Annotated in this window: 23 protein-coding genes, 9 tRNA genes and 1 pseudogene; 10 read left to right on the top strand and 23 right to left on the bottom strand. The window is 61.5% G+C overall.

Features of this window, described 5'->3' with window-relative positions; genetic code table 11:
- Positions 1 to 35: 35 nt before the first annotated feature.
- The 5 genes from E5E97_RS21275 to pnuC form a co-directional block, all read right to left on the bottom strand.
- Complete coding sequence (locus tag E5E97_RS21275; RefSeq protein WP_016351614.1) at positions 36 to 437, bottom strand: DUF1622 domain-containing protein; 402 nt, start codon at positions 435 to 437, stop codon at positions 36 to 38.
- 67 nt (positions 438 to 504) lie between these two features.
- Positions 505 to 822 carry a N(4)-acetylcytidine aminohydrolase gene (yqfB, locus tag E5E97_RS21270; protein ID WP_101150250.1) on the bottom strand — a complete coding sequence of 106 codons (318 nt, stop codon included), beginning with the start codon at positions 820 to 822 and terminating at the stop codon, positions 505 to 507.
- 43 nt (positions 823 to 865) lie between these two features.
- A complete protein-coding gene (locus tag E5E97_RS21265; RefSeq protein ID WP_162518647.1) occupies positions 866 to 1,537 on the bottom strand; it encodes a Crp/Fnr family transcriptional regulator in 672 nt (223 codons plus the stop codon).
- A gap of 127 nt (positions 1,538 to 1,664) precedes the next feature.
- Complete coding sequence (locus tag E5E97_RS21260; protein WP_171281007.1) at positions 1,665 to 2,390, bottom strand: nucleoside phosphorylase; 726 nt, start codon at positions 2,388 to 2,390, stop codon at positions 1,665 to 1,667.
- Positions 2,387 to 3,109, bottom strand: coding sequence for a nicotinamide riboside transporter PnuC (gene pnuC / locus E5E97_RS21255; RefSeq protein ID WP_011706944.1), 723 nt, complete (start codon positions 3,107 to 3,109; stop codon positions 2,387 to 2,389). The genes E5E97_RS21260 and pnuC overlap by 4 nt, the downstream gene beginning before the upstream one ends.
- Before the next feature lie 262 nt (positions 3,110 to 3,371).
- Here pnuC and E5E97_RS21250 point away from each other — a divergent pair, with 262 nt between their 5' ends.
- A complete protein-coding gene (locus E5E97_RS21250) occupies positions 3,372 to 5,204 on the top strand; it encodes an SLC13 family permease (protein ID WP_041218664.1) in 1,833 nt (610 codons plus the stop codon).
- A 242-nt stretch (positions 5,205 to 5,446) separates the two neighbouring features.
- Here the strand turns inward: E5E97_RS21250 and E5E97_RS21245 are convergent.
- The 15 genes from E5E97_RS21245 to lolB form a co-directional block, all read right to left on the bottom strand.
- Positions 5,447 to 5,530: transfer RNA gene (locus E5E97_RS21245), tRNA-Leu, on the bottom strand.
- Positions 5,531 to 5,538: 8 nt separating this feature from the next.
- A tRNA-Met gene (locus E5E97_RS21240) sits at positions 5,539 to 5,615 on the bottom strand.
- A gap of 36 nt (positions 5,616 to 5,651) precedes the next feature.
- Positions 5,652 to 5,726, bottom strand: a tRNA-Gln gene (locus E5E97_RS21235).
- 45 nt (positions 5,727 to 5,771) lie between these two features.
- Positions 5,772 to 5,848, bottom strand: a tRNA-Met gene (locus tag E5E97_RS21230).
- Positions 5,849 to 5,886: 38 nt separating this feature from the next.
- A tRNA-Gln gene (locus E5E97_RS21225) sits at positions 5,887 to 5,961 on the bottom strand.
- Between the two features lie 41 nt (positions 5,962 to 6,002).
- A tRNA-Gln gene (locus tag E5E97_RS21220) sits at positions 6,003 to 6,077 on the bottom strand.
- A 146-nt stretch (positions 6,078 to 6,223) separates the two neighbouring features.
- Positions 6,224 to 6,298: transfer RNA gene (locus tag E5E97_RS21215), tRNA-Gln, on the bottom strand.
- Between the two features lie 8 nt (positions 6,299 to 6,306).
- Positions 6,307 to 6,383 (bottom strand) — tRNA-Met (locus tag E5E97_RS21210).
- Between the two features lie 235 nt (positions 6,384 to 6,618).
- Positions 6,619 to 7,710 carry a redox-regulated ATPase YchF gene (ychF, locus tag E5E97_RS21205; RefSeq protein WP_016351608.1) on the bottom strand — a complete coding sequence of 364 codons (1,092 nt, stop codon included), beginning with the start codon at positions 7,708 to 7,710 and terminating at the stop codon, positions 6,619 to 6,621.
- Positions 7,711 to 7,944: 234 nt separating this feature from the next.
- Complete coding sequence (gene pth, locus E5E97_RS21200) at positions 7,945 to 8,541, bottom strand: aminoacyl-tRNA hydrolase (protein WP_005298460.1); 597 nt, start codon at positions 8,539 to 8,541, stop codon at positions 7,945 to 7,947.
- 197 nt (positions 8,542 to 8,738) lie between these two features.
- Complete coding sequence (locus E5E97_RS21195) at positions 8,739 to 10,730, bottom strand: bifunctional UDP-sugar hydrolase/5'-nucleotidase (protein ID WP_171281006.1); 1,992 nt, start codon at positions 10,728 to 10,730, stop codon at positions 8,739 to 8,741.
- 102 nt (positions 10,731 to 10,832) lie between these two features.
- Positions 10,833 to 11,780, bottom strand: coding sequence for a ribose-phosphate pyrophosphokinase (locus tag E5E97_RS21190; RefSeq protein ID WP_005298464.1), 948 nt, complete (start codon positions 11,778 to 11,780; stop codon positions 10,833 to 10,835).
- Positions 11,781 to 12,089: 309 nt separating this feature from the next.
- A tRNA-Gln gene (locus tag E5E97_RS21185) sits at positions 12,090 to 12,164 on the bottom strand.
- Positions 12,144 to 13,013 (bottom strand): 4-(cytidine 5'-diphospho)-2-C-methyl-D-erythritol kinase, encoded by an 870-nt coding sequence (ispE, locus tag E5E97_RS21180; protein WP_101150292.1) that lies wholly within the window; start codon positions 13,011 to 13,013, stop codon positions 12,144 to 12,146. The genes E5E97_RS21185 and ispE overlap by 21 nt, the downstream gene beginning before the upstream one ends.
- 26 nt (positions 13,014 to 13,039) lie before the next feature.
- The gene (gene lolB, locus E5E97_RS21175; RefSeq protein ID WP_011706937.1) at positions 13,040 to 13,624 is read right to left on the bottom strand and encodes a lipoprotein insertase outer membrane protein LolB; all 585 of its coding nucleotides are present in this window, start codon (positions 13,622 to 13,624) and stop codon (positions 13,040 to 13,042) included.
- 121 nt (positions 13,625 to 13,745) lie between these two features.
- On the opposite strand from lolB, the gene hemA reads away from it, so the two are divergent.
- The 7 genes and pseudogenes from hemA to E5E97_RS21140 all read left to right on the top strand — a co-directional run bounded on the left by hemA (position 13,746) and on the right by E5E97_RS21140 (position 20,848).
- Positions 13,746 to 15,005, top strand: a complete 1,260-nt coding sequence (gene hemA / locus E5E97_RS21170) for a glutamyl-tRNA reductase (RefSeq protein WP_016351604.1) — start codon at positions 13,746 to 13,748, stop codon at positions 15,003 to 15,005.
- 51 nt (positions 15,006 to 15,056) lie between these two features.
- Positions 15,057 to 16,145: a peptide chain release factor 1 gene (gene prfA / locus E5E97_RS21165; RefSeq protein ID WP_011706935.1), complete on the top strand. Its 1,089-nt coding sequence runs from the start codon at positions 15,057 to 15,059 to the stop codon at positions 16,143 to 16,145.
- A pseudogene (gene prmC / locus E5E97_RS21160) lies at positions 16,145 to 16,992 on the top strand (peptide chain release factor N(5)-glutamine methyltransferase). Before prfA ends, prmC begins: the two are co-directional and overlap by 1 nt.
- Positions 16,993 to 17,035: 43 nt before the next feature.
- Positions 17,036 to 17,419 (top strand): SirB2 family protein, encoded by a 384-nt coding sequence (locus tag E5E97_RS21155; protein ID WP_017409175.1) that lies wholly within the window; start codon positions 17,036 to 17,038, stop codon positions 17,417 to 17,419.
- An 11-nt stretch (positions 17,420 to 17,430) separates the two neighbouring features.
- Entirely contained in the window at positions 17,431 to 18,231 is an 801-nt protein-coding gene (locus E5E97_RS21150; protein WP_010633228.1) for a SirB1 family protein, read from the top strand.
- A 175-nt stretch (positions 18,232 to 18,406) separates the two neighbouring features.
- The gene (kdsA, locus tag E5E97_RS21145; protein WP_106553115.1) at positions 18,407 to 19,261 is read left to right on the top strand and encodes a 3-deoxy-8-phosphooctulonate synthase; all 855 of its coding nucleotides are present in this window, start codon (positions 18,407 to 18,409) and stop codon (positions 19,259 to 19,261) included.
- Between the two features lie 306 nt (positions 19,262 to 19,567).
- The gene (locus E5E97_RS21140; RefSeq protein ID WP_171281005.1) at positions 19,568 to 20,848 is read left to right on the top strand and encodes a dicarboxylate/amino acid:cation symporter; all 1,281 of its coding nucleotides are present in this window, start codon (positions 19,568 to 19,570) and stop codon (positions 20,846 to 20,848) included.
- 131 nt (positions 20,849 to 20,979) lie between these two features.
- Here E5E97_RS21140 and grcA read toward each other — a convergent pair whose 3' ends face one another.
- Positions 20,980 to 21,360, bottom strand: a complete 381-nt coding sequence (grcA, locus tag E5E97_RS21135) for an autonomous glycyl radical cofactor GrcA (RefSeq protein WP_011706929.1) — start codon at positions 21,358 to 21,360, stop codon at positions 20,980 to 20,982.
- An 855-nt stretch (positions 21,361 to 22,215) separates the two neighbouring features.
- On the opposite strand from grcA, the gene ung reads away from it, so the two are divergent.
- Both ung and E5E97_RS21125 read left to right on the top strand, forming a co-directional pair.
- Positions 22,216 to 22,884 carry a uracil-DNA glycosylase gene (gene ung, locus E5E97_RS21130; protein WP_011706928.1) on the top strand — a complete coding sequence of 223 codons (669 nt, stop codon included), beginning with the start codon at positions 22,216 to 22,218 and terminating at the stop codon, positions 22,882 to 22,884.
- Between the two features lie 158 nt (positions 22,885 to 23,042).
- A complete protein-coding gene (locus tag E5E97_RS21125) occupies positions 23,043 to 23,591 on the top strand; it encodes a hemerythrin domain-containing protein (RefSeq protein ID WP_011706927.1) in 549 nt (182 codons plus the stop codon).
- A 51-nt stretch (positions 23,592 to 23,642) separates the two neighbouring features.
- On the opposite strand, the gene E5E97_RS21120 is transcribed toward E5E97_RS21125, so the two are convergent.
- Together E5E97_RS21120 and tal are read right to left on the bottom strand one after the other, a co-directional pair.
- Positions 23,643 to 23,825, bottom strand: coding sequence for a DUF3545 family protein (locus tag E5E97_RS21120; RefSeq protein WP_016351599.1), 183 nt, complete (start codon positions 23,823 to 23,825; stop codon positions 23,643 to 23,645).
- A gap of 160 nt (positions 23,826 to 23,985) precedes the next feature.
- The gene (gene tal / locus E5E97_RS21115; protein ID WP_016351598.1) at positions 23,986 to 24,936 is read right to left on the bottom strand and encodes a transaldolase; all 951 of its coding nucleotides are present in this window, start codon (positions 24,934 to 24,936) and stop codon (positions 23,986 to 23,988) included.
- Positions 24,937 to 25,217 lie beyond the last annotated feature (281 nt).

Here is a 25,217-nt window from a genome sequence, read left to right as displayed (position 1 = left end):
CGACACTCAGCGATGATGCTGTGCAAAGAAACGGGTTATTGAGCCGCCTTGGCCTGCTCGCTGCGCTGCTCCTGCTGGCGCTCTGCCTTGTCTTGCTGGCGTTCCGCTTGGGCTTCCAGCTCCTTGCCGAGGAAGTAGTTCAGGAAGGTGCGGATCACCGCGATGATGGCGAGGCGGATCAGCTCCTCCTTGCTCGGCGCCACCGTGGTGGCCAGGATGTCGGCGGCGAGCTGGAACTCCAGCGCCAGAATGAGCCAGCTGCCGAAACAGAGCCGGATATGGGGAAAGCCGGGCTCGTGATCCCGTACCCGCGCCGCCAGCCAGAGGGTCTTGCCCAGCCCAATCACCACGCAGGCAATGGAGATGATCTCCAGCAGCAGCTGGAACAGCTCGACCCCGTGCATCATGCCTTCTCGCAGGCTCGCTATCTCAAACACTCGGGTCACCTCCCTGATTCAAAAGAGGACACTATTAACACATCACTCGGCAAAGACCAAATCCGGCTCAATCAAGCAGTTTGAATTCAATGACATAGAGCGGCGGCAGGGCGGGGTAGATGTTGCGGATGACCTGTTTGAGCTCGGGGAGGGTCATGTTCTCCTGGCGGGCGTGTTCGTCGTTCAGTTCATCGAAGGCGACTGCCTTGACCGAGAGCACCTCTATGGTGCCAAAGGGCTGGTGCTCCGGGTTGGTAAACAGCGCCAGCCGCTGGCCGGGTTGCCAGTTGGCCTCGCTCTCGTCGCGGATGGTGATGGTCTTGCGGCCGGCCTGGATGTCGGCGACGAAGCGGCTGAAGAAGGTGAACTCGGGATGGGTAGACATGGCACTCTCCTGACAGGGTGAATCGAAATGGGATGAAGGGAAATCAAAGGTCGAGATAGGCGCGCAGCCTGGCCAGATCGGCGATGACCGGGCCGTCGCTGCCGTCGGCGACTATGCCCTGTTCGATCAGCTCCTTGAGGGCGCGCCGATAGACCCGCTCGGTGGTACCGAAGCGCGCCGCCTCGTGGGCCCGCTTGCGCGAACCCAGCATGGGGGTGCGCTGGCGCTCGCGCCACAGCTCGAAGGCGATGTTGTAGGCGATGGGGTGCAGCAGCCGGCTGGTGGTGATGTCCAGGGTATCCAGATAGTCGCTGGCGAGCGCCGCGGCGAAGAAGAGGGTCAGCTCGGGCTCGGCCAGCAGCCGTTTGGCCAGCTTGTCGGCGCAGATGACGGCGGCGTCCAGCTCGGTCTCGGCCACCACGCTCCACTGCACCGGGGTGGCGCTGAAGAACTCCATCTCTCCGAAGATCTGCTGGTGGCACTCAATCTCGCCGAGTTGAAACAACCGCCCTGAGTGGACCGCGCTGTTGAGGGAAATCCGCCCCTGCGCCACCAGATAGAGCTGCTCGCACCGCTCCCCTTGGCGCATGATGGGCTCACCGGGCAGATAGCGGCGCGAAAACAGGGTGCAGTCTGCCAGCGCCGCGGCAAAGCGCGGTTCGAGTGCGGCAAGCTCGGCGTGAAAGCGACCGAGCGGATAGGGTTGTTGCTGCATGGTGAAGGCCCGGCTTGACGAGGGCCATGAGGCTAGCAAGAGCGCAGGCGGGATGCCAGCTTTGGCGCCTCTGAATGTGCCGGGCTTAACGTTTTGCCGGGGCCGTTGCGGCCCCGGCAGACCCGGTCTATTGCGTCAGGGCGTGGAGGGCGGCGGCGATAGCCAGCCGCTCGCCGGTCATCATGGCGGCTTCGCTGGCCGCGTAGTCGCTCACCCCCGCTTGCACGTCCTGCTCGAAGGCCACCACGTTGCAGAGCACGGCGGCCACCCGCACCTTGCGCAGGCGCCCCACGGCGAGCAGGGAGGCGGTCTCCATGTCCGCCCCGAGCACGCCACGGGCGTGCCAGTAGCGACAGACGTCCTGCTCGTCATCCCGATAGAAGCTGTCGTGGGAGCGTACCAACCCGTGCCAGTGAGGCTGGCTGCTGGCGCCGAGATGGGCGAGCAAGGCAGCTTGCAGGCGGATGTCGGCGCAGGCGGGGTACTCGGGGGGCAGGTAGGCCAGCGAGGCGCCTTCGCTGCGCACCGCGCCCTCCACCACGATGAGATCCCCCAGCGCGATCTCATGCTGCAGGGCGCCGGCAGATCCGACCCGGATGAGCGAGCGGGCGCCCGCCTGCACCAGCTCCTCCAGCGCGATGACGGCGGAGGCGCCGCCGATGCCGGTGCTGCATACCGTGACGGGCAGCCCCCGGTAGCGGCCGTTGATCAGGCGAAACTCCCGGTGCTGGCCCAGCACGTCACACTCGTCGAGCTGGCCGGCGATACGGTCGACCCGGGCCGGGTCGCCGCACAGCACCACCCGTTCGGCGATCTGGTCCGGGCGACATTGCAGATGGGGCAGCAGGCTCATGCGATCGCTTCCTGTTGCGGGCGCTTGGCGCTGACCATCCACAGGCGAGTGCCGTTGGCGGCGATAAACAGCAGGATCAGGTACTCAAGGGACATGGCATAGACCCCCTGGGCGGCATAGACGCCGATGCTGATGATGTTGATGACCACCCAGAGGATCCAGTTCTCCACGTACTTGCGGGTCATCAGGATCTGGGCCACCACGGAGAGTACCGTCATGCTGGCATCCCAGAAGGGGAAGGCATCGGGGGAGGGCTCAGGAGTGGCGAGATTGGCGCCAAACAGGTTGAGCAGGGCGACCGAGGTGCGGGCCAGGGCGGCGAACACCGGGTCGATGTAGAGGGTCAGCAGGGCGATGGCCAGCACGCTCACGGCGGCGGTGGCGATGAGCTTGGACTTGCTGAGCCAGCGGATCTGCAGGGTGTCCCCCTGGGCGTTGGCCGGGCGGGTCCAGGCGTACCAGCCATAGAGGTTGGCGCAGAAGAAGAACAGCTGCAGCAGCAACAGGCCGTAGAGCTGGATCTGGAAGAAGATGATGGCGAACAGGCTGACGTTGATGAGCCCGAACAGGTAGTTGATGGTCTTCTCCTGGCTGGCGCACCAGATGCAGGCCAGCCCGAACAGGGTGCCGACGGCTTCAATCCACGACATGGCGTAACCACCGCCCAGCGGTATGGTCACCAGGGTGTGATTGATGCTGAACCACTCGAATATGCTCATTTTCGTTTCCTTTGAAAATTGGGGGCGTTAACCGGGCCTATTCTAGGGGCGATGGGGGGAGGCTGGCAGGACTTTTGTCCGACCCGGGCCGAGCCACCTCAAAGAATGGACAAACAGCAGGGGCAACTTTAGGCCCCCGATGGCGCCCTGATATGCGATGATGCCCTGCCCCTTTATTGATATGTAACAAATCGGGGAGAAATGAGCTGTGGTCTGATGGAATCCGCTCCGGCCGGGGTGGAGCTGAACAAAAGGAGCAAGTGTGAATTCCGAGTTGGTCTGGGTCCTCTGCATGCTGGTGGGCGCCATTTATCTGTTTGTGAGCAACAAGGTCCGCATGGACGTGGTTGCCTTGCTGATCATCATATTGTTCGTACTGAGCGGCACCCTGACCCTGCCGGAGGCGCTGGCGGGGTTCAGCGATCCCAACGTCATCCTGATTGCCGCCCTGTTCGTGGTGGGGGAGGGGCTGGTGCGCACCGGCATTGCCTATCAGGTGGGGGATGCGTTGGTGAAGGTGGCTGGCAGCAGCGAGACCCGATTGCTGGTACTGCTGATGGTGGCGGTCGCCCTGCTGGGGGCCGTGATGAGCAGCACCGGGGTGGTGGCCATCTTCATCCCGGTGGTGCTGAGCGTGGCGAACCGGATGGGGATCCCGGCCGGCCGGCTGATGATGCCGCTCGGCTTTGCCGGCCTCATCAGCGGCATGATGACGCTGGTGGCGACGCCGCCCAACATGGTGGTCAACAGCGAGCTGATGCGCCACAACATCCATGGCTTCGGCTTCTTCGGCTTCACCCCCATGGGGGTCATCATCCTGGGGATGGGGATCCTCTACATGCTGCTGATGCGCACCTCCCTGGTGCGTGAAGGGGAGGAGGGCAAGAGCAAGCAGATCGGCCGTAGCACCATGCGCGATCTCATTCGCGACTACCGGCTGGCCGGCCGGGCGCGCCGGCTGGCGATCCGGCCCGATTCACCGCTGATCGGCCAGACTCTGGACGAGCTGCAACTGCGGGCCCGCTACGGGGCCAACGTCATCGGGGTGGAGCGCTGGCGCAAATTCCGGCGGGTGATGGTCACCGTCTCCGGAGTGACCGAGTTCCAGGCCAAGGATGTGCTGCTCATCGACATGTCCGACCCCGAGGTGGACGTGCGCGAGTTCTGCAGCGAGGCGCGGCTCGAGCCCATGATCCTGCGCGGCGAATATTTTTCTGATCAGGCGCGGGAGGTGGGCATGGCGGAGGTGTCGCTCATCCCGGAATCCCGCCTGCTTGGCAAGAGCATCCGCGAGGTGGCGTTTCGCTCCCACTATGGCCTCAACGTGGTGGGGATCCGCCGCGCCGGTGAGGCGCTTGGCGGCAAGCTGGTGGACGAGGCGCTGCAGTTGGGGGATACCCTGCTGGTGGTGGGCAACTGGAGCCTGATCCGGCTGCTGCAGACCCACAGCCGCGACTTCCTGCTGCTGGGGCTGCCGGCCGAGGTGGACGAGATGGCGCCGGCCCGCAGCCAGGCCATTCACGCCCTCATCTGCCTCGGGGTGATGATCGCCCTGATGGTGACCGATCCGGTGCCCAACGTGATCGCGGCGCTGATCGCCTGCCTGCTGATGGGCAAATTCCGCTGCATCGACATGGAGAGCGCCTACAAGTCCATCCACTGGCCGACCCTGATCCTCATCGTCGGTATGCTGCCCTTCGCGCTGGCGCTGCAAAAGACCGGCGGGGTGGATCTCATCGTCGGCGCGCTGATCTCGGCGGTAGGGGAGATGGGGCCGCGGGTGATGCTGGCCAGTCTGTTTGCCCTGTGCGCCATCATAGGGCTGTTCATCTCCAACACCGCGACGGCGGTGCTGATGGCGCCCATTGCGCTGGGCACGGCGCAGCAGATGGGGATCTCGCCCTATCCGTTCGCCATGACCATCGCCATCGCCGCTTCGGCGGCCTTCATGACGCCCGTCTCCTCGCCGGTCAACACCCTGGTGCTGGGCCCCGGCAACTACCGGTTCGTGGATTTCGTGCGCATCGGCGTGCCCTTCACCCTGCTGGTGATGGTGGTGAGCGTCATCGCCATTCCCTGGTTCTTCCCGTTCTGACGACAGCAAACGACATGGCGGCCTGTGGGCCGCCTTTTTATTGCCCGCAATGCTCTGACATGAAAAGGGATGTATAAACCGGGAGCCGGGCATCAGCGCCGTCGTAGAGGAGAGCACAAGGCGCAGCCGTTGATACATGGGCGGTATTGCAGACGTGCGATGGCATGGAGAGGGGAAGAAGAGTGGCAAACGCCAGATACAAAAAAACCAGCCTGAGCTGGTCTGTTTGGTACTGCTTTTGATGGTGCGGAAGGAGAGACTCGAACTCTCACGCCTAGGGCGCCAGAACCTAAATCTGGTGCGTCTACCAATTTCGCCACTTCCGCAGGAGTAATGGTGGCTATGACGGGATTCGAACCTGTGACCCCCGCATTATGAGTGCGATGCTCTAACCAACTGAGCTACATAGCCGTCTTGTGCACGACTCGCGTCGAATACAAGCAAAAATGGCTGGGGCACTAGGATTCGAACCTAGGTATGGCGAGATCAAAACCCGCTGCCTTACCGCTTGGCGATGCCCCAACAGTGTTCTTTGCAATCAGATGATTGAAGGAACGTTTTCAAAAATGGTGGCTATGACGGGATTCGAACCTGTGACCCCCGCATTATGAGTGCGATGCTCTAACCAACTGAGCTACATAGCCGTTTGTTGTCAACCACGGTGTGGAAGAGAACAGAATAATGGCTGGGGTACTAGGATTCGAACCTAGGGATGGCGAGATCAAAACCCGCTGCCTTACCGCTTGGCGATACCCCAACAGCGATGCCTGACAGAGACTATCAAACATCTTTTAAAAATGGCTGGGGCACTAGGATTCGAACCTAGGTATGGCGAGATCAAAACCCGCTGCCTTACCGCTTGGCGATGCCCCAACAGCGATGCCTGACAGAGTCTATCAAACATCTTTTAACAGTGGCCGGGATACCAGGATTTGAACCTGGGCACATTGACGAGTTCAACACCCATCACTGCTTCCCTTGACCTGTCACCGACACTTGAATGTCGACAACTGAAATAATGGCTGGGGTACTAGGATTCGAACCTAGGGATGGCGAGATCAAAACCCGCTGCCTTACCGCTTGGCGATACCCCAACTAGAGATGGTGGCTATGACGGGATTCGAACCTGTGACCCCCGCATTATGAGTGCGATGCTCTAACCAACTGAGCTACATAGCCAACCTTGCTTCCAGTGCCTCGTTGCCTCGTCACTGTGCGGGCCGAATTATGCGTATCTGGCTCTGGGGCGTCAACCCTTTTTTTGTTTGAAAAACCGAATTTGGGTGCGTTTGGCGAGTTATTGGTCGCTGTCGTGCAAAAGCCCAACAATCTGGTTTTTTTTACGACATTTGCCAGCAGATACGAGCCTTGGCCAGTTAAAAAAGAGGCCAGCAAATGCTGGCCTCTCATGGGATTAGACGTTGAACAGGAAGTTCATGATATCGCCGTCTTTGACGATGTACTCTTTCCCTTCGGCGCGCATCTTGCCCGCTTCCTTGGCACCTTGCTCACCCTTGTAGGTGATAAAGTCTTCGAAGGCGATGGTTTGGGCACGAATAAAGCCTTTTTCGAAGTCGGTGTGGATCTTGCCGGCCGCCTGCGGAGCGGTGGCGCCGACCGGGATGGTCCAGGCACGCACCTCTTTCACACCGGCGGTGAAGTAGGTTTGCAGCTTGAGCAGCTCGTAACCGGAGCGGATCACCCGGTTCAGGCCCGGCTCTTCGATGCCAAGGTCAGCCATGAACTCGGCGCGGTCGGCATCGTCCAGCTCGGCGATGTCAGCCTCGATGGCGCAGCAGACGACCACCACAACCGCGTTCTCGGCGGCGGCGATTTCGCGCACCTTGTCGAGGTAGGGATTGTTCTCGAAGCCATCTTCCGCCACGTTGGCGATGTACATGGTGGGTTTGAGGGTCAGGAAGTTGAGGTGGCTGACGGCGGCCAGCTCATCCTTGTCCAGCTTCATGCCGCGGATCATCTGGCCGTTTTCCAGTGCCACCTTGATCTTCTCCAGCACTTCCACTTCCAGCTTGGCATCCTTGTCGCCGCCCTTGGCGCGCTTGGACTGGCGGTTGATGGCGCGCTCGCAGGCATCCAGGTCGGAGAGAGCCAGCTCGGTGTTGATCACCTCGATGTCGTCGGCCGGGGAGACCTTGCCGGCGACGTGGACGATGTTCTCGTCGTCAAAGCAGCGCACCACGTGACCGATGGCCTCGGTTTCACGGATGTTGGCCAGGAACTGGTTGCCGAGGCCCTCGCCCTTGGAGGCACCGGCCACCAGGCCGGCGATGTCCACGAATTCCATGGTGGTCGGCACAACGCGCTGCGGATTGATGATGGCCGCCAGCTGATCGAGGCGGGGATCCGGCATCGGTACCACGCCGGTGTTCGGCTCGATGGTGCAGAACGGGAAGTTGGCGGCTTCGATGCCGGCCTTGGTCAGCGCGTTGAACAGGGTGGATTTGCCTACATTGGGCAGGCCCACGATACCGCATTTAAAACCCATGGATTGTTACCTTACGTGATGGATGCTGTGTGAGGGCCGCAGAACCTGTCCACGCTCTTGCTGCGAGGCTGTGATCAAGGCTCATGTGCTGCTCGGAATCCTCACGTATGACTATACGCTCCGGTTCCTGCGCTGCGCTTTACCTTGCTGACAACCTCTCGTTACAGAGCGTGAACAGGTTCTTGGGCGACCCCGTCATATTGTGCGAGCCTGACCCAGGTCAGGCATCTGTATTCAGACTTTCTCGGCCTTGAAGCTGTGCAGCCGGTTCATGGCCTTGGTCATGTCCTGCTTGAACAGAATGTCGGTGGCGCGCAGGGACTCGTCCAGTGCGGCGTCGATCAGGCTCTGTTCACTGCTGGGGGCCTTGGTCAGCACGAAACCGGCGACCAGCTCCTTGGCGCCCGGGTGACCTATCCCCAGCCGCAGCCGGAAGAAATTATTGTTGTTGCCCATCCTGGCAATGATGTCCTTGAGGCCGTTGTGGCCACCGTGGCCGCCGCCCTGCTTGAATTTGGCGATGCCGGGGGGCAGGTCCAGCTCATCGTGGGCCACCAGCATGGCTTCCGGTTCGATCTGGTAGAAGCGGGCCAGCGCGGCCACTGCCTTGCCGGAGAGGTTCATGTAGGTGTTCGGGATGAGCAGGCGCACATCCTGGCCATCCACCTGGATGCGGGCGGTGTGGCCGAAGAACTTGGGCTCTTCGCGCAGGCTGACGTTGTGCCAGCGTGCCAGTTGCTCCACATACCAGGCCCCGGCGTTGTGGCGGGTCTTGGCATATTCCGGGCCGGGATTGCCCAGACCCACGATCAGTTTGATTTGGCTTGTCACGCTTGATTTCTTCACTCGCTGCTTGCAATGGGCCGACTGCCCAGGGCAATGGGACGCAATATTCTAGCCGCCGACTGGCGATCACTCAACCAAAGCTCGGCCAGCACCGGGGAAAAGCGGGAGAACCGGCGGCCAACGGCAGCAAAACGGGCCCCTGCGTGGGGCCCGTGGTGTGGCTTGCCGGTGGCAGAGTCGACTTATTGGGCGGCACGCACCAGGGTGACCGTCTCTTCCGCCAGCGCCGTCAGGGTCGGGCGCTGCTCGCGCACATACTGCACGAAGGAGGCGGCGTCGGTGCCGCAATCCATGCCGCTTGCCTTGCAGTCAAGCTGATGGCCGGCGGTGTAGCGGGCGCTGAGCTGATCGCCGCTCTGCTCCACCCGCTCGACCGGGAACGCCGTCAATTTGCCATCCTGCCAGGCGAGATCCTGGCGCTCGGCATGCTGGGCCTGGGCGCGGGCCAGCGCCTGCCAGCCGTCGTTGCCGTTGGCGCTGTAGGCATTCATCACCACCCGGTAGCGCGTCGCATCCACCAGATCCTGCCACTGGCCGTCAGCGTCCTGCCACTGTAGCTGGGTCAGCGTGCCGCGCTTGCCCGGCGTGGTCTCGGTGAAGGTGTAGCGCAGGTGACCACCGTAGGGGAACTTGCCGGCGTGGGCGCTGGCGGGCAGGGTGGCGGTGATGGTCTCGGTCAAGAGGGCGCGCACGTCGGCGCCGGTCAGGGTGAGCACCGAGAGCTGGTTCTTGAACGGCAGCAGGGTGAGCGCCGCATCCCCTTCGCGCAGCTCGCCGGCCGGCAGATCGGCGCGCACGCCGCCCACCGCCAGCAGGGCGAAGTGGACCGGGCCGCCGGTCAGCGCCTGCACCGTCGGGGTATTGGCCCAGTAGTACTGACCCTCGGCCACCAGCGGGGCGACGTCGGAGCCGTGGCTGTCGCTGCCGTTGTCGCCGGGGCGACGGGCATTTTGCAGGGCGGTCGGCAGGGTGGCGATGACGGGGCCGAAGGCCTGCTCGAGGGCGGGCTTGTAGTGGCTGTCGATGATGCCGCGCAGGCGGGGATCCTCATCCACTGTCACCAGGTTGGGCTGGGCGTCGATGAACTTGGCTGCCTGCTTGCTGCGGGGCTCGTCCAGTGCCTGCTTGCGAGCGGGATCGGCGAAGAAATCGCGACTGGCCAGCAGCTGGTTCTGGCCCTTGCAGGCGATGACCCGGCCCTGGGCATCGAAGCTCACCTGGGCCAGTCCGATGGCCTGGGCATAGGAGCCGGCCTGTACCACGCAGGTCATGCCGACCCCGTCCGGGTTGGTGACAAGCGCCGCGTATTCGCCGGTGTTGCCCCAGCCGATGTTGCGAAAATCGCCGAGCAGGCTGTGGGAGTGCCCACCGACGATGGCGTCGATGCCGTTCACCTTGGCGGCCAGCGCCAGATCCCGCTGGTTGCCGATGTGGGTGAGCGCCACGATCTGGTTGATGCCGTGCTGGCGCAGCAGGTCCACCGTGGCCTGGGCCGAGGTGATTTCGTTGCCGAAACGCAGCTTGCCAACGTTGGGGGAGATGTTGGCCATGTCCTCCAGCACCAGTCCCATCACGGCGACCAGCTGCTTGCCCTGGGGCAGGTTGTTGAGATCGCTGACCGGGCTCTTCTGGTTGCCGTCGAAGGCGTAGATGACGAACGGCTTGAGATTGGCGGCGTGGCGCAGATCCGGATCGTCGCGGGTATCCAGGTTGGCGGCCAGCACCGGGAAGTTGACTCCCTGGATGAAGCGGGCGAGTTTCTGGTTGTCGAGATCGAACTCGTGGTTGCCAAGGGCCATGGCGTCGAGGCCGAACTGGCTCAGCAGCTCGGCGTTGGCCATCCCCTCGTTGAGCTTGAAGTAGCCGCTGCCCTGCCAGGCATCGCCGCCGTGCAGCAGCAGGATCGGCTGGTTCTTGGCTAGCGCATCGGCCTGGAAGGATTTCGCCATGGTGAGCAGGCGCGGATAGCCGCCGAAGCGGGTGTAGAGGGTGTCGGTCTCCCCCTGCTTGCCAAAGATGGGCCCCTTCAGCTCGGCGTTGACCGGGTCAAACTGGGAGTGAGTGTCGTTCATGTGAGCCAGGGTCAGCACGAAGGGCTGGCCTTCATTGCCGGGCTGACAGGCGAACAGGAAGCTGCAGAAGGCAAGGAGCAGCAGCGGGCGCAAGCGATTCATGGAACAATCCTTAACCTGCGACGGGGCAGGGCAGTACCGGGTGTAACTGGGACTAAAAAGACAAAAACCGCCAGCTGGCGGTTTTTGTCACAACAGGGTCTATCAATGCTCAAACATGGCAGAGATGGACTCTTCGTTGCTGATGCGGCGAATGGCTTCGGCCAGCACGGAAGAGAGCGTCAGCTGCTTGACCTTGTCGACCGCCTTCATCTCCGCGGTGAGCGGGATGGAGTCGGTGATGATCAGCTCGTCGATCACGGAGTTCTTGATGTTCTCCACGGCGGAACCGGAGAAGACCGGGTGAGTGGCGTAGGCGAATACACGCTTGGCGCCGCGCTCCTTGAGGGCTTCTGCGGCTTTGCACAGGGTGCCGCCGGTGTCGATCATGTCGTCGACAATGATGCAGTCGCGGCCGGCCACGTCACCGATCAGGTGCATGACCTGGGAGACGTTCGGGCGGGGACGACGCTTGTCGATGATGGCGATGTCGGTATCGTCCAGCAGCTTGGCGATGGCACGGGCACGTACCACGCCGCCGATGTCCGGCGACACGACCACGGGGGATTCGAGGTTCTTGGACTTCATGTCTTCCAGCAGCACCGGGCTGCCGAACACGTTGTCGACCGGGACGTCGAAGAAGCCCTGGATTTGTTCGGCATGCAGGTCAACGGTCAGCACGCGATCCACACCGACGCTGGAGAGGAAGTCGGCGACGACCTTGGCGGTGATGGGAACACGGGCGGAGCGGACGCGGCGGTCCTGACGGGCATAACCAAAGTAGGGAATAACGGCAGTAATACGGCCAGCTGAAGCACGACGCAGAGCATCCACCATCACGATCAATTCCATCAAATTGTCGTTGGTCGGGGCACAGGTGGATTGAATGATGAAGATATCGCCACCACGTACATTCTCGTTGATCTGTACGCTGATCTCGCCGTCGCTAAAGCGACCTACGGCAGCATTGCCGAGTTTGATAAACAGGCGATCTGCGATCTTCTGGGCTAGTTCCGGCGTTGCGTTACCAGCAAACAGCTTCATGTCAGGCACGGTTTGAAACCTCGGGGTTGCATCCAGTATGTGGGGAGTCTTATTCAGACCCTTATCGTTTTGGGGCAAACGATTTATCAAGTTGACGGGTCAGACCACTATAGGCTGCTTTCAGGCCAGGTGCCCACGTTGCATGCGGCAAGTCGGTTGAGCGTCGTGCTGGTCGACGCCCCGTCATCCATGATGACCAGTGACCTCCCGACAACGAGAGGGTAACGATGGGTGCTGCAACCGGCGAGGGGGAGTGTGCACTCCCGGCAAGACTGCTGCGGCAGGTGAATCGATATACCCTGTTCGATGTTCAGGAGATGGCTGGGGTACTAGGATTCGAACCTAGGAATGGCGAGATCAAAACCCGCTGCCTTACCGCTTGGCGATACCCCAATCACTGACTTGTTGCAATGCAGCAAAGAGTGGTGATATGTTCTCGCCCTTGGCGACAAACCCATCCCATCCTTTCGGCACTTTTGCCAACACTTCCCGAGCAGCCACTTCGTCTTCAAACTGAGCAAAGACGCAGGCTCCTGTGCCCGTCATTCTTGACGGCGCGTATTCTAGCAACCAGCCGAGCGCATTGGCAACCTCGGGGTGGCGCTTTTTCACCAGCAATTCGCAATCGTTTTTCCACTCCCCTTCCAGCAGATTGTGCAATGCCATTTTCGGGGTATCTCTGGGCAGGTCCGGATCCTGGAACACGGCGGCGGTCGCCACATGGCAATCGGGCTTGAGCACCAGATACCAGGCACTCGGCAGCTCGACCGGCTGCAACCGCTCACCGACCCCTTCGGCAAAGGCCGCCTTGCCGCGCACGAACACCGGCACGTCGGCGCCCAGCTGGACGCCGAGCTCGGCCAGCTCGTCTTCACTCAAGCCGGCCTGCCACAGGTGGTTGAGGGCGACCAGGGTAGTGGCGGCGTCCGACGAACCGCCGCCGATGCCGCCGCCCATGGGCAGCACCTTCTCCAGCCGGATATGGGCTCCCTGCGGGCTTGGCAGCCTGGCCTGCAGCAGGCGGGCGGCGCGGATGATCAGGTTCTGCTCATCGGGCACGCCGGGAATGGCCGGGCTCAGGGTGAGCAAGTCGGTATCGGTGAGCGGCTCGAACTCGAGCCAGTCGCCGTGGTTGAGGAAGATGAACAGGGTCTGCAACTCGTGGTAGCCGTCCGGGCGACGGCCGTTGACGTGCAAAAAGAGATTCAGTTTGGCCGGAGCCGGCCAGCGCATGGCGCTCATGGGGGAGTCCTTGTCGATGGCCGCCATCAGCGGGTGATGGTCCACTGGTTGATCTGCAGCTTGAGGCGGCTGCCCTGGCCGGTCATGGTGAGCAGGTGCGGCAGGCGGTAGCCGTCCTGATCCCGGTAATCGCCATAGACGATCTGCCACTGACCGTCCCGCACGCTGGCCAGACTGCGGTCGGGGTTGAGCTCGAATTCGGCCTGACCCGGCAGGCCCTTGATCCACTCCGGCAGCCCGGCCACCGGAATGTTCCAGCCGGTGAGCTGATAGATGAGCGCCTCGGCATCCTGGCTCTGGTGCGGGTTGCCCTCGTTGTCGATCAGGGTGATCTCGCCCTTGCTGCGGGAGAGCTCGAGGATGTGAGTGCCGATCAGGCTGGTGAGGTTGAGGCGGTAGTCGTCGCCATCCTGCTGCCAGTTGACCCGGGCGCTGCCCTTCTGCTGGGCGGTGATGATGGCCATCTTGCCCGACAGCTGCCAGTGGCTGAGCTGCTCGAGGCGGGTACGTTCCTGCTGCCAGTTGACCTGATCACGCTGGGGTTGGGTAGTGGCGCAACCGGCCAGCAACAGCAGGCAGCCAAGGGTGAAAAGACGCAACAACAAGGTCATGCTCCGGAAAAGGTGATTTGCCACAGTATACGGGGCGGCCGTATCGCTTTTAAAGACTTACCCTTTCTCGTACAATTGGCAGCCTTTACTCCCAGCGCACAGATACGATCCACGCCCACTCATGAGTTTGCTTGCCCTCGGAATCAACCACAACACCGCCAGTGTCGCCTTGCGGGAGCGGGTCGCCTTCGGCCCGGACTGCATCGATCGCGCCTTGCGTGAGCTGGTCGCCCAACCCGGTGTAAGCGAGGCGGTGATCGTCTCGACCTGCAACCGCACCGAGCTTTACTGCAGCCTGGCGCAGGGGCAGGGCGAGCAGGTGTTGCAGTGGCTGCAGCGTTTCCACGGTCTGGATGCGGCCGAGGTGGTCTCCGCCATCTACCAGCATCAGGACGAGGAGGCGGTCCGCCACCTGATGCGGGTGGCCTGCGGGCTCGACTCCCTGGTGCTGGGGGAGCCGCAGATCCTGGGGCAGATCAAGCAATCCTACGCCCATGCCCAGCAGTCCGAGGCGGTGAAGGGATCGCTGGAGCGGCTGTTCCAGAAATCCTTCTCGGTGGCCAAGCGGGTGCGTACCGATACCGAGATTGGCGCCAGCGCCGTGTCGGTGGCCTTTGCCGCAGTGAGCTTGGGGCGGCGGATCTTCTCCGATCTCTCCCAGACCAAGGTGCTGCTGGTCGGTGCCGGCGAGACCATCGAACTGGTGGCCCGCCACCTGCGCGAGCAGAACGTCACCCAGATGATGGTGGCCAACCGCACCCTGCAGCGGGCCCAGTTGCTGGCCGAGGAGTTCGGTGCCCAGGTGATGACGCTCGAAGAGATCCCGGATTACCTGCACGAGGCGGACATCGTCATCAGCTCCACCGCGAGCCCGCTGCCCATTATCGGCAAGGGCATGGTGGAGCGCGCGCTCAAGGCTCGCCGCTTCAAGCCCATGTTCCTGGTGGACATCGCCGTGCCCCGCGACATCGAGGCGGAGGTGGACGAGCTCTCGGACGCCTATCTCTACACGGTGGACGACCTGCAGGGCATCATCGAGCAGAATCTCGAGACCCGCAAACGGGCCGCCGCCGAGGCCGAGCTCATCGTGCAGGAAGAGCGCGACGACTTCATGGGCTGGTATCGCAGCCAGCACTCGGTGGATCTCATCCGCGATTACCGCCACCAGTCCCAACAGGTGGCCGACGAAGAGCTGCAGCGCGCCCTGCTGGCCCTGCAGCAGGGCGAGAATGCCGAGCAGGCGCTCAAGGCGCTGGCCCACCGCCTCACCAACAAGTTGATCCACGCACCGACCCAGGCCCTGCGCCATGCCGCGGCCCAGGGGGATCACCACCAGCTGGCCCAGTTGCGCCAGGTGCTGGGGTTGTCACAAGAGTCATAGTTTTGGGGCGACCAGCCGGTCGTCCCGTCCTCCATCGAGAACACAAGATTTATGAACCCGTCACTGATCAGAAAGCTGGAAGGCCTCATCGAGCGCCACGAAGAAGTACAGGCCATGCTCGGCGAGCCGGACGTGGCCGCGGATCAGGATCGCTACCGCGCCCTGACCCGGGAATATGCCCAGCTGGAAGATATCGTTCACGCTTTCCAGCAATTCCGCCAGGCCGAAGAGAACCTGGACGCCACCCGCCAGATGCTGGAAGAGGATGATGCCGACCTGCGCGAGATGGCGCAGGAGGAGCTGCCGCTGGCCAAGGCGACCTTCGAGGAGCAGGAGCAGGCGCTGCAGGTGATGCTGCTGCCGCGCGACCCCAAGGATGACAACAACTGCTATTTGGAGATCCGCGCCGGTGCCGGTGGTGACGAGGCGGCGATCTTTGCGGGCGATCTGTTTCGCATGTATTCGCGCTACGCCGAGCGCCAGGGCTGGCGGGTTTCCATCGTCAGCTGCAACGACGGCGAGCATGGCGGCTACAAGGAGGTAATTGCCAAGGTGGAGGGCGAGCACGTCTACGGCCGCCTCAAGTTTGAATCCGGCGGTCACCGGGTGCAGCGGGTGCCGGAAACCGAATCCCAGGGCCGGGTGCACACCTCCGCCTGTACCGTCGCCGTGTTGCCGGAAGTGCCGGAAGCCGAGCAGATCGAGATCAACCCCTCGGAGCTGAAGATCGACACCTTCCGCGCTTCCGGGGCCGGCGGTCAGCACGTCAACAAGACCGACTCCGCCATCCGCATCACCCACCTGCCCACCGGGCTGGTGGTGGAGTGCCAGGATGAACGCTCCCAGCACAAGAACCGCGCCAAGGCGATGTCGGTGCTCTCCGCCCGTCTGCAGGCGGCCGAGGATGAGCGCCACCGCGCCGCCGAGCAGAGCACCCGCCGCAACCTGGTGGGGTCGGGGGATCGCTCCGAGCGTATCCGCACCTACAACTACCCGCAGGGGCGCCTCTCCGAGCACCGCATCAACCTCACCCTCTATCGTCTCGGCGAGATCATGGAGGGGGATCTGGACTGCGTCATCAGCCCGATGATCCAGGAGTACCAGGCCGATCAGCTCGCCTCCCTGGCCGAGAGCAACTGATGCAGATCCAGCAGGCTCGCGCCCACATCATGGCGACCCTGGCAGGGGGGAATCCCCCCGCGCCGATGCCGATGCGCTGCTCTGCCATCTGCTGGAGTGCCGGCGCAGCTACCTGATGACCTGGCCGGAGCGCGAGCTCGATGCCGCCCAGCAAGCGACCCTGCAGGGCTGGCTCGAACGCCGTCTCAATGGCGAACCCATCGCCCACCTGATCGGCGAGCGGGAGTTCTGGTCGCTGCCGCTCAAGGTGAGCCCGGCCACCCTGATCCCGCGCCCCGATACCGAGGTGCTGGTCGAGCAGGCGCTGGCGCGGCTGCCAGCAGGCCCCTGCGCCGTACTGGATCTGGGCACCGGCACCGGCGCCATTGCACTGGCGCTCAAGTCGGAGCGACCGGATGCCGATGTATGGGCGGTGGACAGGATGCCGGCAGCCGCCGACCTGGCCCGGGCCAACAGCGCCGCCCTCGGTCTGCCCATCGAGGTGCGCGATGGCAGCTGGTTTGAGCCGCTGGTCGCGCCCTCGTCAAGCAAGGCGCCGCGCTTTGCCATGATCGTCTCCAACCCGCCCTACATCGACGGGGCGGATCCCCATCTCGATGAGGGGGACGTGCGCTTCGAGCCCCGCTCCGCCCTGGTGGCGGATGAGCAGGGACTGGCCGACATCCGGCTGATCGTGGCGGGCGCGCCGGCCCATCTGCTGCCGGGCGGCTGGCTGTTGCTGGAGCATGGCTGGCAGCAGGGGGAGGCGGTGCGTCAACTCCTGCTGCAACAGGGCTACCTTCAGGTGGAAACCGTGCGTGATTACGGCGATAACGAGCGGGTGACCCTGGGGCGGCTGGCTCAGTGATGATGACGGGCAGGCCGGACCTGCCTTTGTTCAAGGACACGTTATGTATTTTGCTATCAAACATCTGCACCTGCTGCTGATAGGCCTGGCGGTGCTGATGTTCATGTTGCGCTTCTATTGGCTGCAGACCGGCTCGAGCCGCGCCGCCAGCGCCCGTACCCTCAGGTTGAGCGGCTGGCTCAACGGCCTGGTGGTGCTCTCCGGCGTGCTGCTATGCATGGTGCTGGATCTCAACCCGCTCAACAACGCCACCCCCTGGCTCAGCGAAAAGCTGACCGCCATCCTGGTGGTGGCCTTTCTGGCCATGATGGCACTGCGCCTGGCCCGCAGTAACGGCATCCGCTGGTTTGCGTTTCTGGGAGCCCTCGGCTGGGTCTTCTTCATCGCCAAGCTGGCCGTCTACAAGCAGGCCAGCCTGTTCGGTTAAGGATGATGACGATGATACGCGTAGACGAATGGACCGATTTCGAAGCCCATGACATCGCCGAGCTGGCGCTGTCGGTGAGCGACGAGATCCATGGCATCAGCGGCCGCGGGACGGCGGAGCTGGCCCGGCTCGACGCCTGGCTGGACGAGGCCATCGAGGAAGGGGATTGCGACCAAGTGCGCCGCCAGCTGCTGCAGGGCTTCTATCAGACTCTGGGCTTTCACGGCGACTGGCAGGACTACTTCTCGGTGGCCAACTGCGATCTAGCCCAGGTCCTGGCCCGCAAGCAGGGCATTCCGGTCAGCCTTGGCATCCTCATCATTCAGCTGGGGCGCAAGCTCGGGCTGGATGTGGAGGGGATCTGCTTCCCCGGCCACTTCCTGGTGAGCTTCGCCGGCAGCGAGGGGGAGGTTTATGTAGACCCCTTCACCGGCGACGAGCTGAGCCTGCACCACATCGAGCTGCTGCTGCGCGGGGCCCTCGGCAACCTGGCCACCCTCAGCTCGGATCACCTGCAGCCTGCCGGCCAGTGGGAGATCATCGAGCGGCTGCTCAACGTCAGCAAGGGCGCTTTGCTGCGGGAAGACCGGATGACAGAGGCGCTGCGCTGCAGCGAACTGCTGCTGCGGATGAAGCCCGGCGACCCGCTGGAGACGCGGGATCGCGGCTTCATCTACGAGCAGCTCGACTGCCCGCGCTTTGCCGCCGACGATTTTGAATACTTTATTGAACAGTGCCCGGACGATCCGGTGGCCGACGTGCTCAAGGCCCAGCTGGCCGCACTGGATCTGAGCCCCAAGCCCCTCCACTGAGAGGCGGGTAACGGCCTCGCTGCATGGCGAGGTCCTGGCCGAATGAAGAGTCCCATGCCGTTGCATGCAAGGCCTGGGAGATGCAACCGACGAGTATCGAGGCCATGCTGCCCTGGGCAGCGCGGCCGGATGTGAATTCAAGCCCTGCAAGCCCTTTTACCTAAGGAAGCCTGAGATGGAACAGAAGAATATCAAGGTCAATGGCATCGACGTCGCCAACGACAAACCGTTCGTGTTGTTCGGCGGCATGAACGTGCTGGAATCGCGCGACATGGCGATGGCGGTGTGCGAGAAGTACGTGGAAGTGACCTCCAAGCTGGGTATCCCGTTCGTGTTCAAGGCGAGCTGGGACAAGGCCAACCGCTCCTCCATCCACTCCTACCGCGGTCCGGGTCTGGAAGAGGGGATGAAGATCTTCCAGGAGCTGAAAGCGACCTTCGGCATGCCGGTCATCTCCGATCTGCACGAGCCCCATCAGGCCAAACCGGTGGCCGAGGTGGTCGACGTCATCCAGCTGCCCGCCTTCCTGGCGCGCCAGACCGATCTGGTGGAGGCCATGGCCCGCACCGGCAACGTCATCAACATCAAGAAGCCGCAGTTCCTGAGCCCAAGCCAGATGAAGAACATCACCGACAAGTTCGAGGAGTGCGGCAACGACCGTCTGATCCTGTGTGAACGCGGTGCCAACTTCGGTTATGACAACCTGGTGGTGGACATGCTGGGGCTGGGGGTGATGAAGAAGAGCACCGGCGGCTACCCGGTCATCTTCGACGTGACCCACTCCCTGCAGTGCCGCGATCCCATGGGCGCTGCCTCCGGTGGTCGCCGCGAGCAGGTGACCGAGCTGGCCCGTGCCGGCATGGCGGTCGGTCTGGCCGGTCTGTTCATTGAGTCCCACCCGGACCCCAAGATTGCCCGTTGCGACGGTCCGAGCGCGTTGCCGCTGGAGAAGCTGGAAGGCTTCCTCAAGCAGATGAAGGCCATCGACGATCTCATCAAGGGTTTCGAGCCGCTCGATACTTCCAACTAAGTCCGGCTTTGCTTGCCCAATAAAAATGCCCCGCACTGCGGGGCATTTTTGTTTGCGGTCTGTTTTTATTTCTCTGGCCAGCATAAATCAATCACAGAGTAAATACAGCCAGGTTTCCGTGGTGTTAATGTTGTTAAATCTGTTGTGTGATTGATGTCTATTAATTGCTTTTTTTAACATGGGAAAGTAGCCCCTGTTGTGATGAGGGAACGGCACGAACCGGGCGAAATAACACTATTTCGTCACGGATTGCTGCATGCGTATTTCTGCCATGACACATCTCATTAAATTGACAGGACGTTAAGAATGCAGAAAAGAATAGTCAGCAGCCTGTATTTTCAGGTGTTGTTAGCGATCACCCTCGGGGTCATTCTGGGACATATATATCCCGACCTCGGTGCGGACATGAAACCGCTGGGGGATGGTTTCGTTAAATTAATCAAAATGATCATCGCCCCGGTTATATTCTGCACGGTGGTGACCGGTATTGCCGGCATGGAGAGCATGAAAGCGGTGGGTAAAACCGGCGCCATCGCGCTGCTCTATTTTGAAGTGGTCAGCACCATCGCCCTCATCATCGGGCTGTGCGTGGTCAACCTGCTGCAACCGGGGGCGGGCATGAACGTCGACCCCGTCACGCTGGACGCCAGCGCCATCTCCGCCTACGCCGAGCAGGCCAAGGCACAGGGCATCATCCCCTTCCTGCTGGACGTGATCCCGGGCAGCGTGGTCGGCGCCTTCGCCAGCGGCAACATTCTGCAAGTGCTGTTATTTGCGGTGCTGTTTGGCTTCTCCCTGCACCATATCGGCGAGAAGGGCAAAGTGATATTCAATGTCATCGACAGCTTCTCCCAGGTTATTTTCGGGATCATCAACATGATCATGCGGCTGGCACCGGTTGGGGCATTTGGCGCGATGGCCTTTACCATCGGAAAATATGGTATCGGCTCGCTGGTTCAGCTCGGACAATTAATTGCCTGTTTCTACATGACCTGCCTGTTGTTCATTTTCCTGGTGCTGGGCAGTATTGCCAGAGCGAATGGTTTCAGCATCCTGCGCTTTATTTCCTATATCCGGGAAGAGCTGCTGATCGTGCTGGGAACTTCCTCTTCTGAATCCGTATTGCCGCGCATGCTGGTGAAGATGGAGGCGCTCGGCTGCAAGAAGTCGGTGGTGGGGCTGGTGATCCCGACCGGTTACTCCTTCAACCTGGATGGCACCTCCATCTATCTGACCATGGCGGCCATCTTCATCGCCCAGGCCACCAACACCCCGCTCGATCTGTTCCAGCAGATCACCCTGCTGGTGGTGCTGCTCATCTCCTCGAAGGGGGCCGCCGGGGTGACCGGTAGCGGCTTCATCGTGCTGGCGGCCACCATCTCGGCGGTGGGCCACCTGCCGCTGGCCGGGCTGGCGCTGATCCTCGGCATTGATCGCTTCATGTCGGAGGCCCGCGCCCTGACCAACCTCATCGGCAACGGGGTGGCCACCCTGGTGGTGGCCCGTTACTGCGATCAGCTTGATGAGCAGCAGATGCACGAGGCGCTGAGCAACCCGCCGCAAGCCGTCAAGCTGGATCAGCATTGAGCCGCCGATCCCCGCACCGTGCGCTGCCAGTCTGTCGTTCAAGGGCGGCGAGCGCGGGTGGGTGAATTCAAACCATAAAAAAAACGGCCCGTTTGGGCCGTTTTTCATGATACCGGTTGCTGCAGAGCGACTTACAGGCTCTGGGTGAAGGTGCGGGTCACCACGTCACGCTGCTGTTCCGGGGTCAGTGCGTTGAAGCGCACGGCGTAGCCGGAGACACGGATGGTCAGCTGCGGGTACTTTTCCGGGTTGGCGATGGCGTCTTCCAGGGTCTCGCGACGCAGGACGTTGACGTTCAGGTGCTGGCCACCTTCGACAGCCGGCTCGGCTTGTACCGGCAGTTCACGGTATTCGAACTGGCCCAGGTCAGAGACGCTGACTTCCTGATCGGCGGCGAAGGTGTCGCCTTTGGCGCAGATGCAACGAGCCTGTTGCTTCTCTTCGTCCAGCAGCCAGAACGAGTTCAGCAGAGCGGCGTTGGCAGACTGGGTGATTTGGATGCCCTTGATCATGGTATGACTCCTCATAGGAAAGCGGATTCAACTGTAAGGAAATTACCCTGATGTATTTAAACCACCGGGATGATTTAAAGGGCCCTTGCCTTACACCTTTACTTTGTTGGGTCATATATACCACGATGGTAATATTACGAAAATTGATCCAAATCAAAAAATACGCAGTTTGCGCGAGCTGGAAGGGATTAAATTATTGAGATTAATCAAAAAGAGGTCATTTTTCTGATTATGTAAGATATCTGAATTATGCATCTTCTATTAATTAAATCTAGTAATTTAACTACATGTTTTAAGGTTTGTGTCATGCATGAGCCGATCTCATCTCCCCTGTGGGGGCATCGGGGCCAAGCCTGCGGTGAAGGTGGCGGGGCCAGGTTTGCCCTCCCTCTGCTGCTCAGACATCTATATAAGGTTGCCTTGGCATAAGGCTGTCTCAGCCGAGCCGCCGATTGCCACGGTCAAGGTGACCCCGCGGCCCACAGTGGCCGGGAGAGCTGGGTGCGCGGAAGGTTGTCATACCGTTGCCATGCAGTTGCCATTCGGGGGCGAGGGGACTCGGTAGAGGGTGCCAAGGTTGCGTCCCGGGGGCTGGCCCCCTATCCTGAGCGCCTTGCCGCATTAATGAGGGCATGGTGACGCCAGCACTGGGCCCAGCACCATGTCCTGCCGCATTCAGCGAGGATGGCGGCGTGCTGGCTCGCATGGCTCGCATGGCCCGGCATGGGCCAAGCCGCATGCCGCAAAACCCGCCGTATTCATCGAGGATGGTGGCGCGCCGACCCGCATCAGGCGGTGTGACCCTGCACGGGGTAACAGGGCGTCCATCCGGACAGATTCAATGAGGAGATTGGGGTGCAGACCTGGACTGATGTAATTGGCTCCGAGAAGGAGCAGGACTATTTCAAGGCGACCCTGGCGACCGTCAGGAGTGAGCGGGAGGCGGGCAAGGTGATCTATCCGCCGGCGACCGACGTGTTCAATGCCTTCAAGCTGACCGAGCTGGATCAGGTCAAGGTGGTGATCCTGGGTCAGGATCCCTATCACGGCCCCAATCAGGCACACGGCCTCTGCTTCTCGGTATTGCCCGGGGTGCGCACGCCCCCCTCGCTGGTCAACATCTACAAGGAGATGCAGCGGGATCTGCCGGGTTTTGTCACACCCAGTCACGGCTTTCTGGAGTCCTGGGCCAAGCAGGGAGTGCTGCTGCTCAATACCGTGCTGACGGTCCAGGCGGGCCAGGCTCACTCCCATGCCCATCTGGGCTGGGAGACCTTCACCGACCGGGTCATCGAGCAGATCAATGCCAGCTGTCAGGGGGTGGTCTTCCTGCTGTGGGGGGCCCATGCCCAGAAGAAGGGTCGCTTCATCGACAGGCAGCGTCATCACGTGCTGAGCGCGCCGCATCCCAGCCCGCTCTCTGCTCATCGCGGCTTCATCGGCTGCGGCCACTTCTCCGAAACCAACCGGTTGCTGAGTCAACAGGGGATGAGCCCCATCAACTGGCACTCGGTCTGCGAGTGAGGGACCCAGCGGCTGGCGAGCGGGGGCATGAACAGGGGGGCGGCATTGTGCGTTACCCGCTGTTTTGTCTGCAGATGACTTGATTGAGTGCAAAGTTGGCGCGATAAATGACCGTATACTCGAAACAGGATCGTCTCATTTCAGCGCAAGGAGTGCCCATGCTAGCCAGTCTGCACAAGGACCATCTCAACATCGCCAGGTTGCTGGATCTGCTCAAACACAAGCTCGCCGCCATTCGCGACGAACAGCGGGTCAGCTATTTCCTGATCCGCGATGTGGTGGATTACCTGAGGGAGGTGTCGGACAAGTATCACCATCCGAAGGAAGACATCATTTATGACTACTACCTCAAGTACCGGGTAGTGGAGGGGGACGTCGCCAACCGGCTGCAGGCCGAGCATGCCAAGTTGCTGGAAGCCGGTGCCGAACTCAAGGAGATGGTGGAGATGATCCTGATGGATGCGGTGATCCCGCTCGATCAGTTCACCGCCAAGCTGGAGCAGTTCGTGGCGCTGCAGGAGGCGCACATGAACTACGAGGAGGGGGTCATCTTCCCTCATCTGCGCGATTCGCTGACCGAGGATGACTGGCGTCACCTCGAACAGATCTGGCAGAACCGCGCCATCGGGGATCCGCTGTTCGGGCCCGAGATCAGCCAGCACTTTCAGGCTCTGGCCAAGCGTCTGTCGTTGCCGCTCTCTTCCTGAGGGGCGACACGCTCTTAAAAAACAAGGCCCCGGTTAACCGGGGCCTTGTTTTTACAGTTCGATCTCGTCTGAGAGACCTTCGTAGGCGATGTCGATGGATTGCAGCTCCTTCTGCAGGCGGTGCTTGTCTTTCAACGCCTCAATCTCACGCCATTTACGTTTCTTTCCCGTTGTCCCGCGGCTACGTGAACCGAGCTCAACTACATCGTCATATTCGAAGTTGAACATTTCCATGGCTCCCTCCTTGGTTATTCTCGTTTTCACCATCCGTATAACATAACGGCATTGAAAATAAAACGTTTTCGTGACGAACACATGACAAGGGTCCAGCGCCCATAAAAAAACCGGGTTCCCTTGCGGGAACCCGGTTTTCATCGGCTCATGACGGCTCTCATCAGAGGCGGCTGGCCAGCATGGTTTCCAGCTTGCCCTGGTCGATGGCAAACATGCGGATGCCTTCGCCCAGCTTCTCGTGGGCCATGGCGTCCTGGTTCAGTTCCCAGCGGAATTCGGCTTCGGTCATCGGAGCCGGTTTGGCTTTGCGCTCGCCGGTGTAGTTCAGCTTGCGAACCACGGCGCCTTCGGTCTTGCTCAGCTCTTCCAGCAGGGCCGGGCCAATGGTCAGACGGTCGCAGCCGGCCAGTTCCAGGATCTCGCCGGTGTTGCGGAAGCTGGCGCCCATGACCACAGTCGGGTAGTCGTGCTGCTTGTAGTAGTCGTAGATGGAGGTGACGGAAACCACGCCCGGATCTTCGCTGGCGGTGTAGTCACGGTTGTGCTTGGCCTTGTACCAGTCGAGGATGCGACCGACGAACGGGGAGATCAGGAAGGCGCCGGCTTCGGCACAGGCACGGGCCTGGGCGAAGGAGAACAGCAGGGTCAGGTTGCACTGGATACCCTCTTTCTCCAGCACCTCGGCGGCACGGATGCCTTCCCAGGTGGAAGCCAGCTTGATCAGGATGCGATCGTTGCTGATACCGGCTTCGTTGTAGAGACGGATCAGTTTGCGGGCCTTGGCGATGCTGGCCTGGGTATCGAAGGAGAGACGGGCATCCACTTCGGTGGAGATGCGGCCCGGGACGATTTTCAGCACTTCCAGGCCGATGTTGACTGCCAGCTTGTCGCCCGCGTCGATGATTTGCTGTGCCTTGTCCTGGCTCTGGGCTTTGGCCCAGTTGATGGCGTCTTCGATCAGCGCCGCGTATTCGGGGATCTCGGATGCCTTCAACACCAGAGAGGGGTTGGTGGTGGCATCGATGGGCTGGTAGCGCTTGATGGCTTCGATATCACCGGTGTCGGCGACAACTGTGGTCAGGGCTTTCAGCTGGGTTAATTTATCGGCCATGGTAAATATCATCTCTTTATGAGGGCGCACTCTTCTTGCAAAGGGTGCTGGCTCGGGGGTGGCGGGCGTGAGACGACAGTTCTGAAATAAAATTACAAAATCCCGGCGGCTCAGGCTCAGAAAAGCGCGATGGGTGTGTCCCATCGTCATTGCCTGCCTAATTAATACGGATGTGGCTCATCCTGCAATAGGGGGGGCTGTATGCTTATCAGCCACTCCCTGGCCGCGGTGGGAAAGAGTGGCTAAAAGTATTTGATAAAAAACGACTTTTATCCTTTTTG

Source organism: Aeromonas sp. 2692-1 (assembly GCF_013085505.1).
Lineage (GTDB): Bacteria > Pseudomonadota > Gammaproteobacteria > Enterobacterales > Aeromonadaceae > Aeromonas > Aeromonas hydrophila.
Note: the sequence above shows the minus strand (reverse complement) of the source record. Positions and strands in the feature narration are given on the sequence as shown.

Coding starts and splice junctions, on each gene's coding strand:
- yqfB (WP_101150250.1), bottom strand. CDS start 822: ATGTCTACCCATCCCGAGTTCACCTTCTTCAGCCGCTTCGTCGCCGAC.
- E5E97_RS21265 (WP_162518647.1), bottom strand. CDS start 1,537: ATGCAGCAACAACCCTATCCGCTCGGTCGCTTTCACGCCGAGCTTGCC.
- E5E97_RS21260 (WP_171281007.1), bottom strand. CDS start 2,390: ATGAGCCTGCTGCCCCATCTGCAATGTCGCCCGGACCAGATCGCCGAA.
- pnuC (WP_011706944.1), bottom strand. CDS start 3,109: ATGAGCATATTCGAGTGGTTCAGCATCAATCACACCCTGGTGACCATA.
- ychF (WP_016351608.1), bottom strand. CDS start 7,710: ATGGGTTTTAAATGCGGTATCGTGGGCCTGCCCAATGTAGGCAAATCC.
- E5E97_RS21195 (WP_171281006.1), bottom strand. CDS start 10,730: ATGAATCGCTTGCGCCCGCTGCTGCTCCTTGCCTTCTGCAGCTTCCTG.
- ispE (WP_101150292.1), bottom strand. CDS start 13,013: ATGAGCGCCATGCGCTGGCCGGCTCCGGCCAAACTGAATCTCTTTTTG.
- lolB (WP_011706937.1), bottom strand. CDS start 13,624: ATGACCTTGTTGTTGCGTCTTTTCACCCTTGGCTGCCTGCTGTTGCTG.
- hemA (WP_016351604.1), top strand. CDS start 13,746: ATGAGTTTGCTTGCCCTCGGAATCAACCACAACACCGCCAGTGTCGCC.
- prfA (WP_011706935.1), top strand. CDS start 15,057: ATGAACCCGTCACTGATCAGAAAGCTGGAAGGCCTCATCGAGCGCCAC.
- E5E97_RS21155 (WP_017409175.1), top strand. CDS start 17,036: ATGTATTTTGCTATCAAACATCTGCACCTGCTGCTGATAGGCCTGGCG.
- E5E97_RS21150 (WP_010633228.1), top strand. CDS start 17,431: ATGATACGCGTAGACGAATGGACCGATTTCGAAGCCCATGACATCGCC.
- kdsA (WP_106553115.1), top strand. CDS start 18,407: ATGGAACAGAAGAATATCAAGGTCAATGGCATCGACGTCGCCAACGAC.
- E5E97_RS21140 (WP_171281005.1), top strand. CDS start 19,568: ATGCAGAAAAGAATAGTCAGCAGCCTGTATTTTCAGGTGTTGTTAGCG.
- grcA (WP_011706929.1), bottom strand. CDS start 21,360: ATGATCAAGGGCATCCAAATCACCCAGTCTGCCAACGCCGCTCTGCTG.
- E5E97_RS21125 (WP_011706927.1), top strand. CDS start 23,043: ATGCTAGCCAGTCTGCACAAGGACCATCTCAACATCGCCAGGTTGCTG.
- E5E97_RS21120 (WP_016351599.1), bottom strand. CDS start 23,825: ATGGAAATGTTCAACTTCGAATATGACGATGTAGTTGAGCTCGGTTCA.
- tal (WP_016351598.1), bottom strand. CDS start 24,936: ATGGCCGATAAATTAACCCAGCTGAAAGCCCTGACCACAGTTGTCGCC.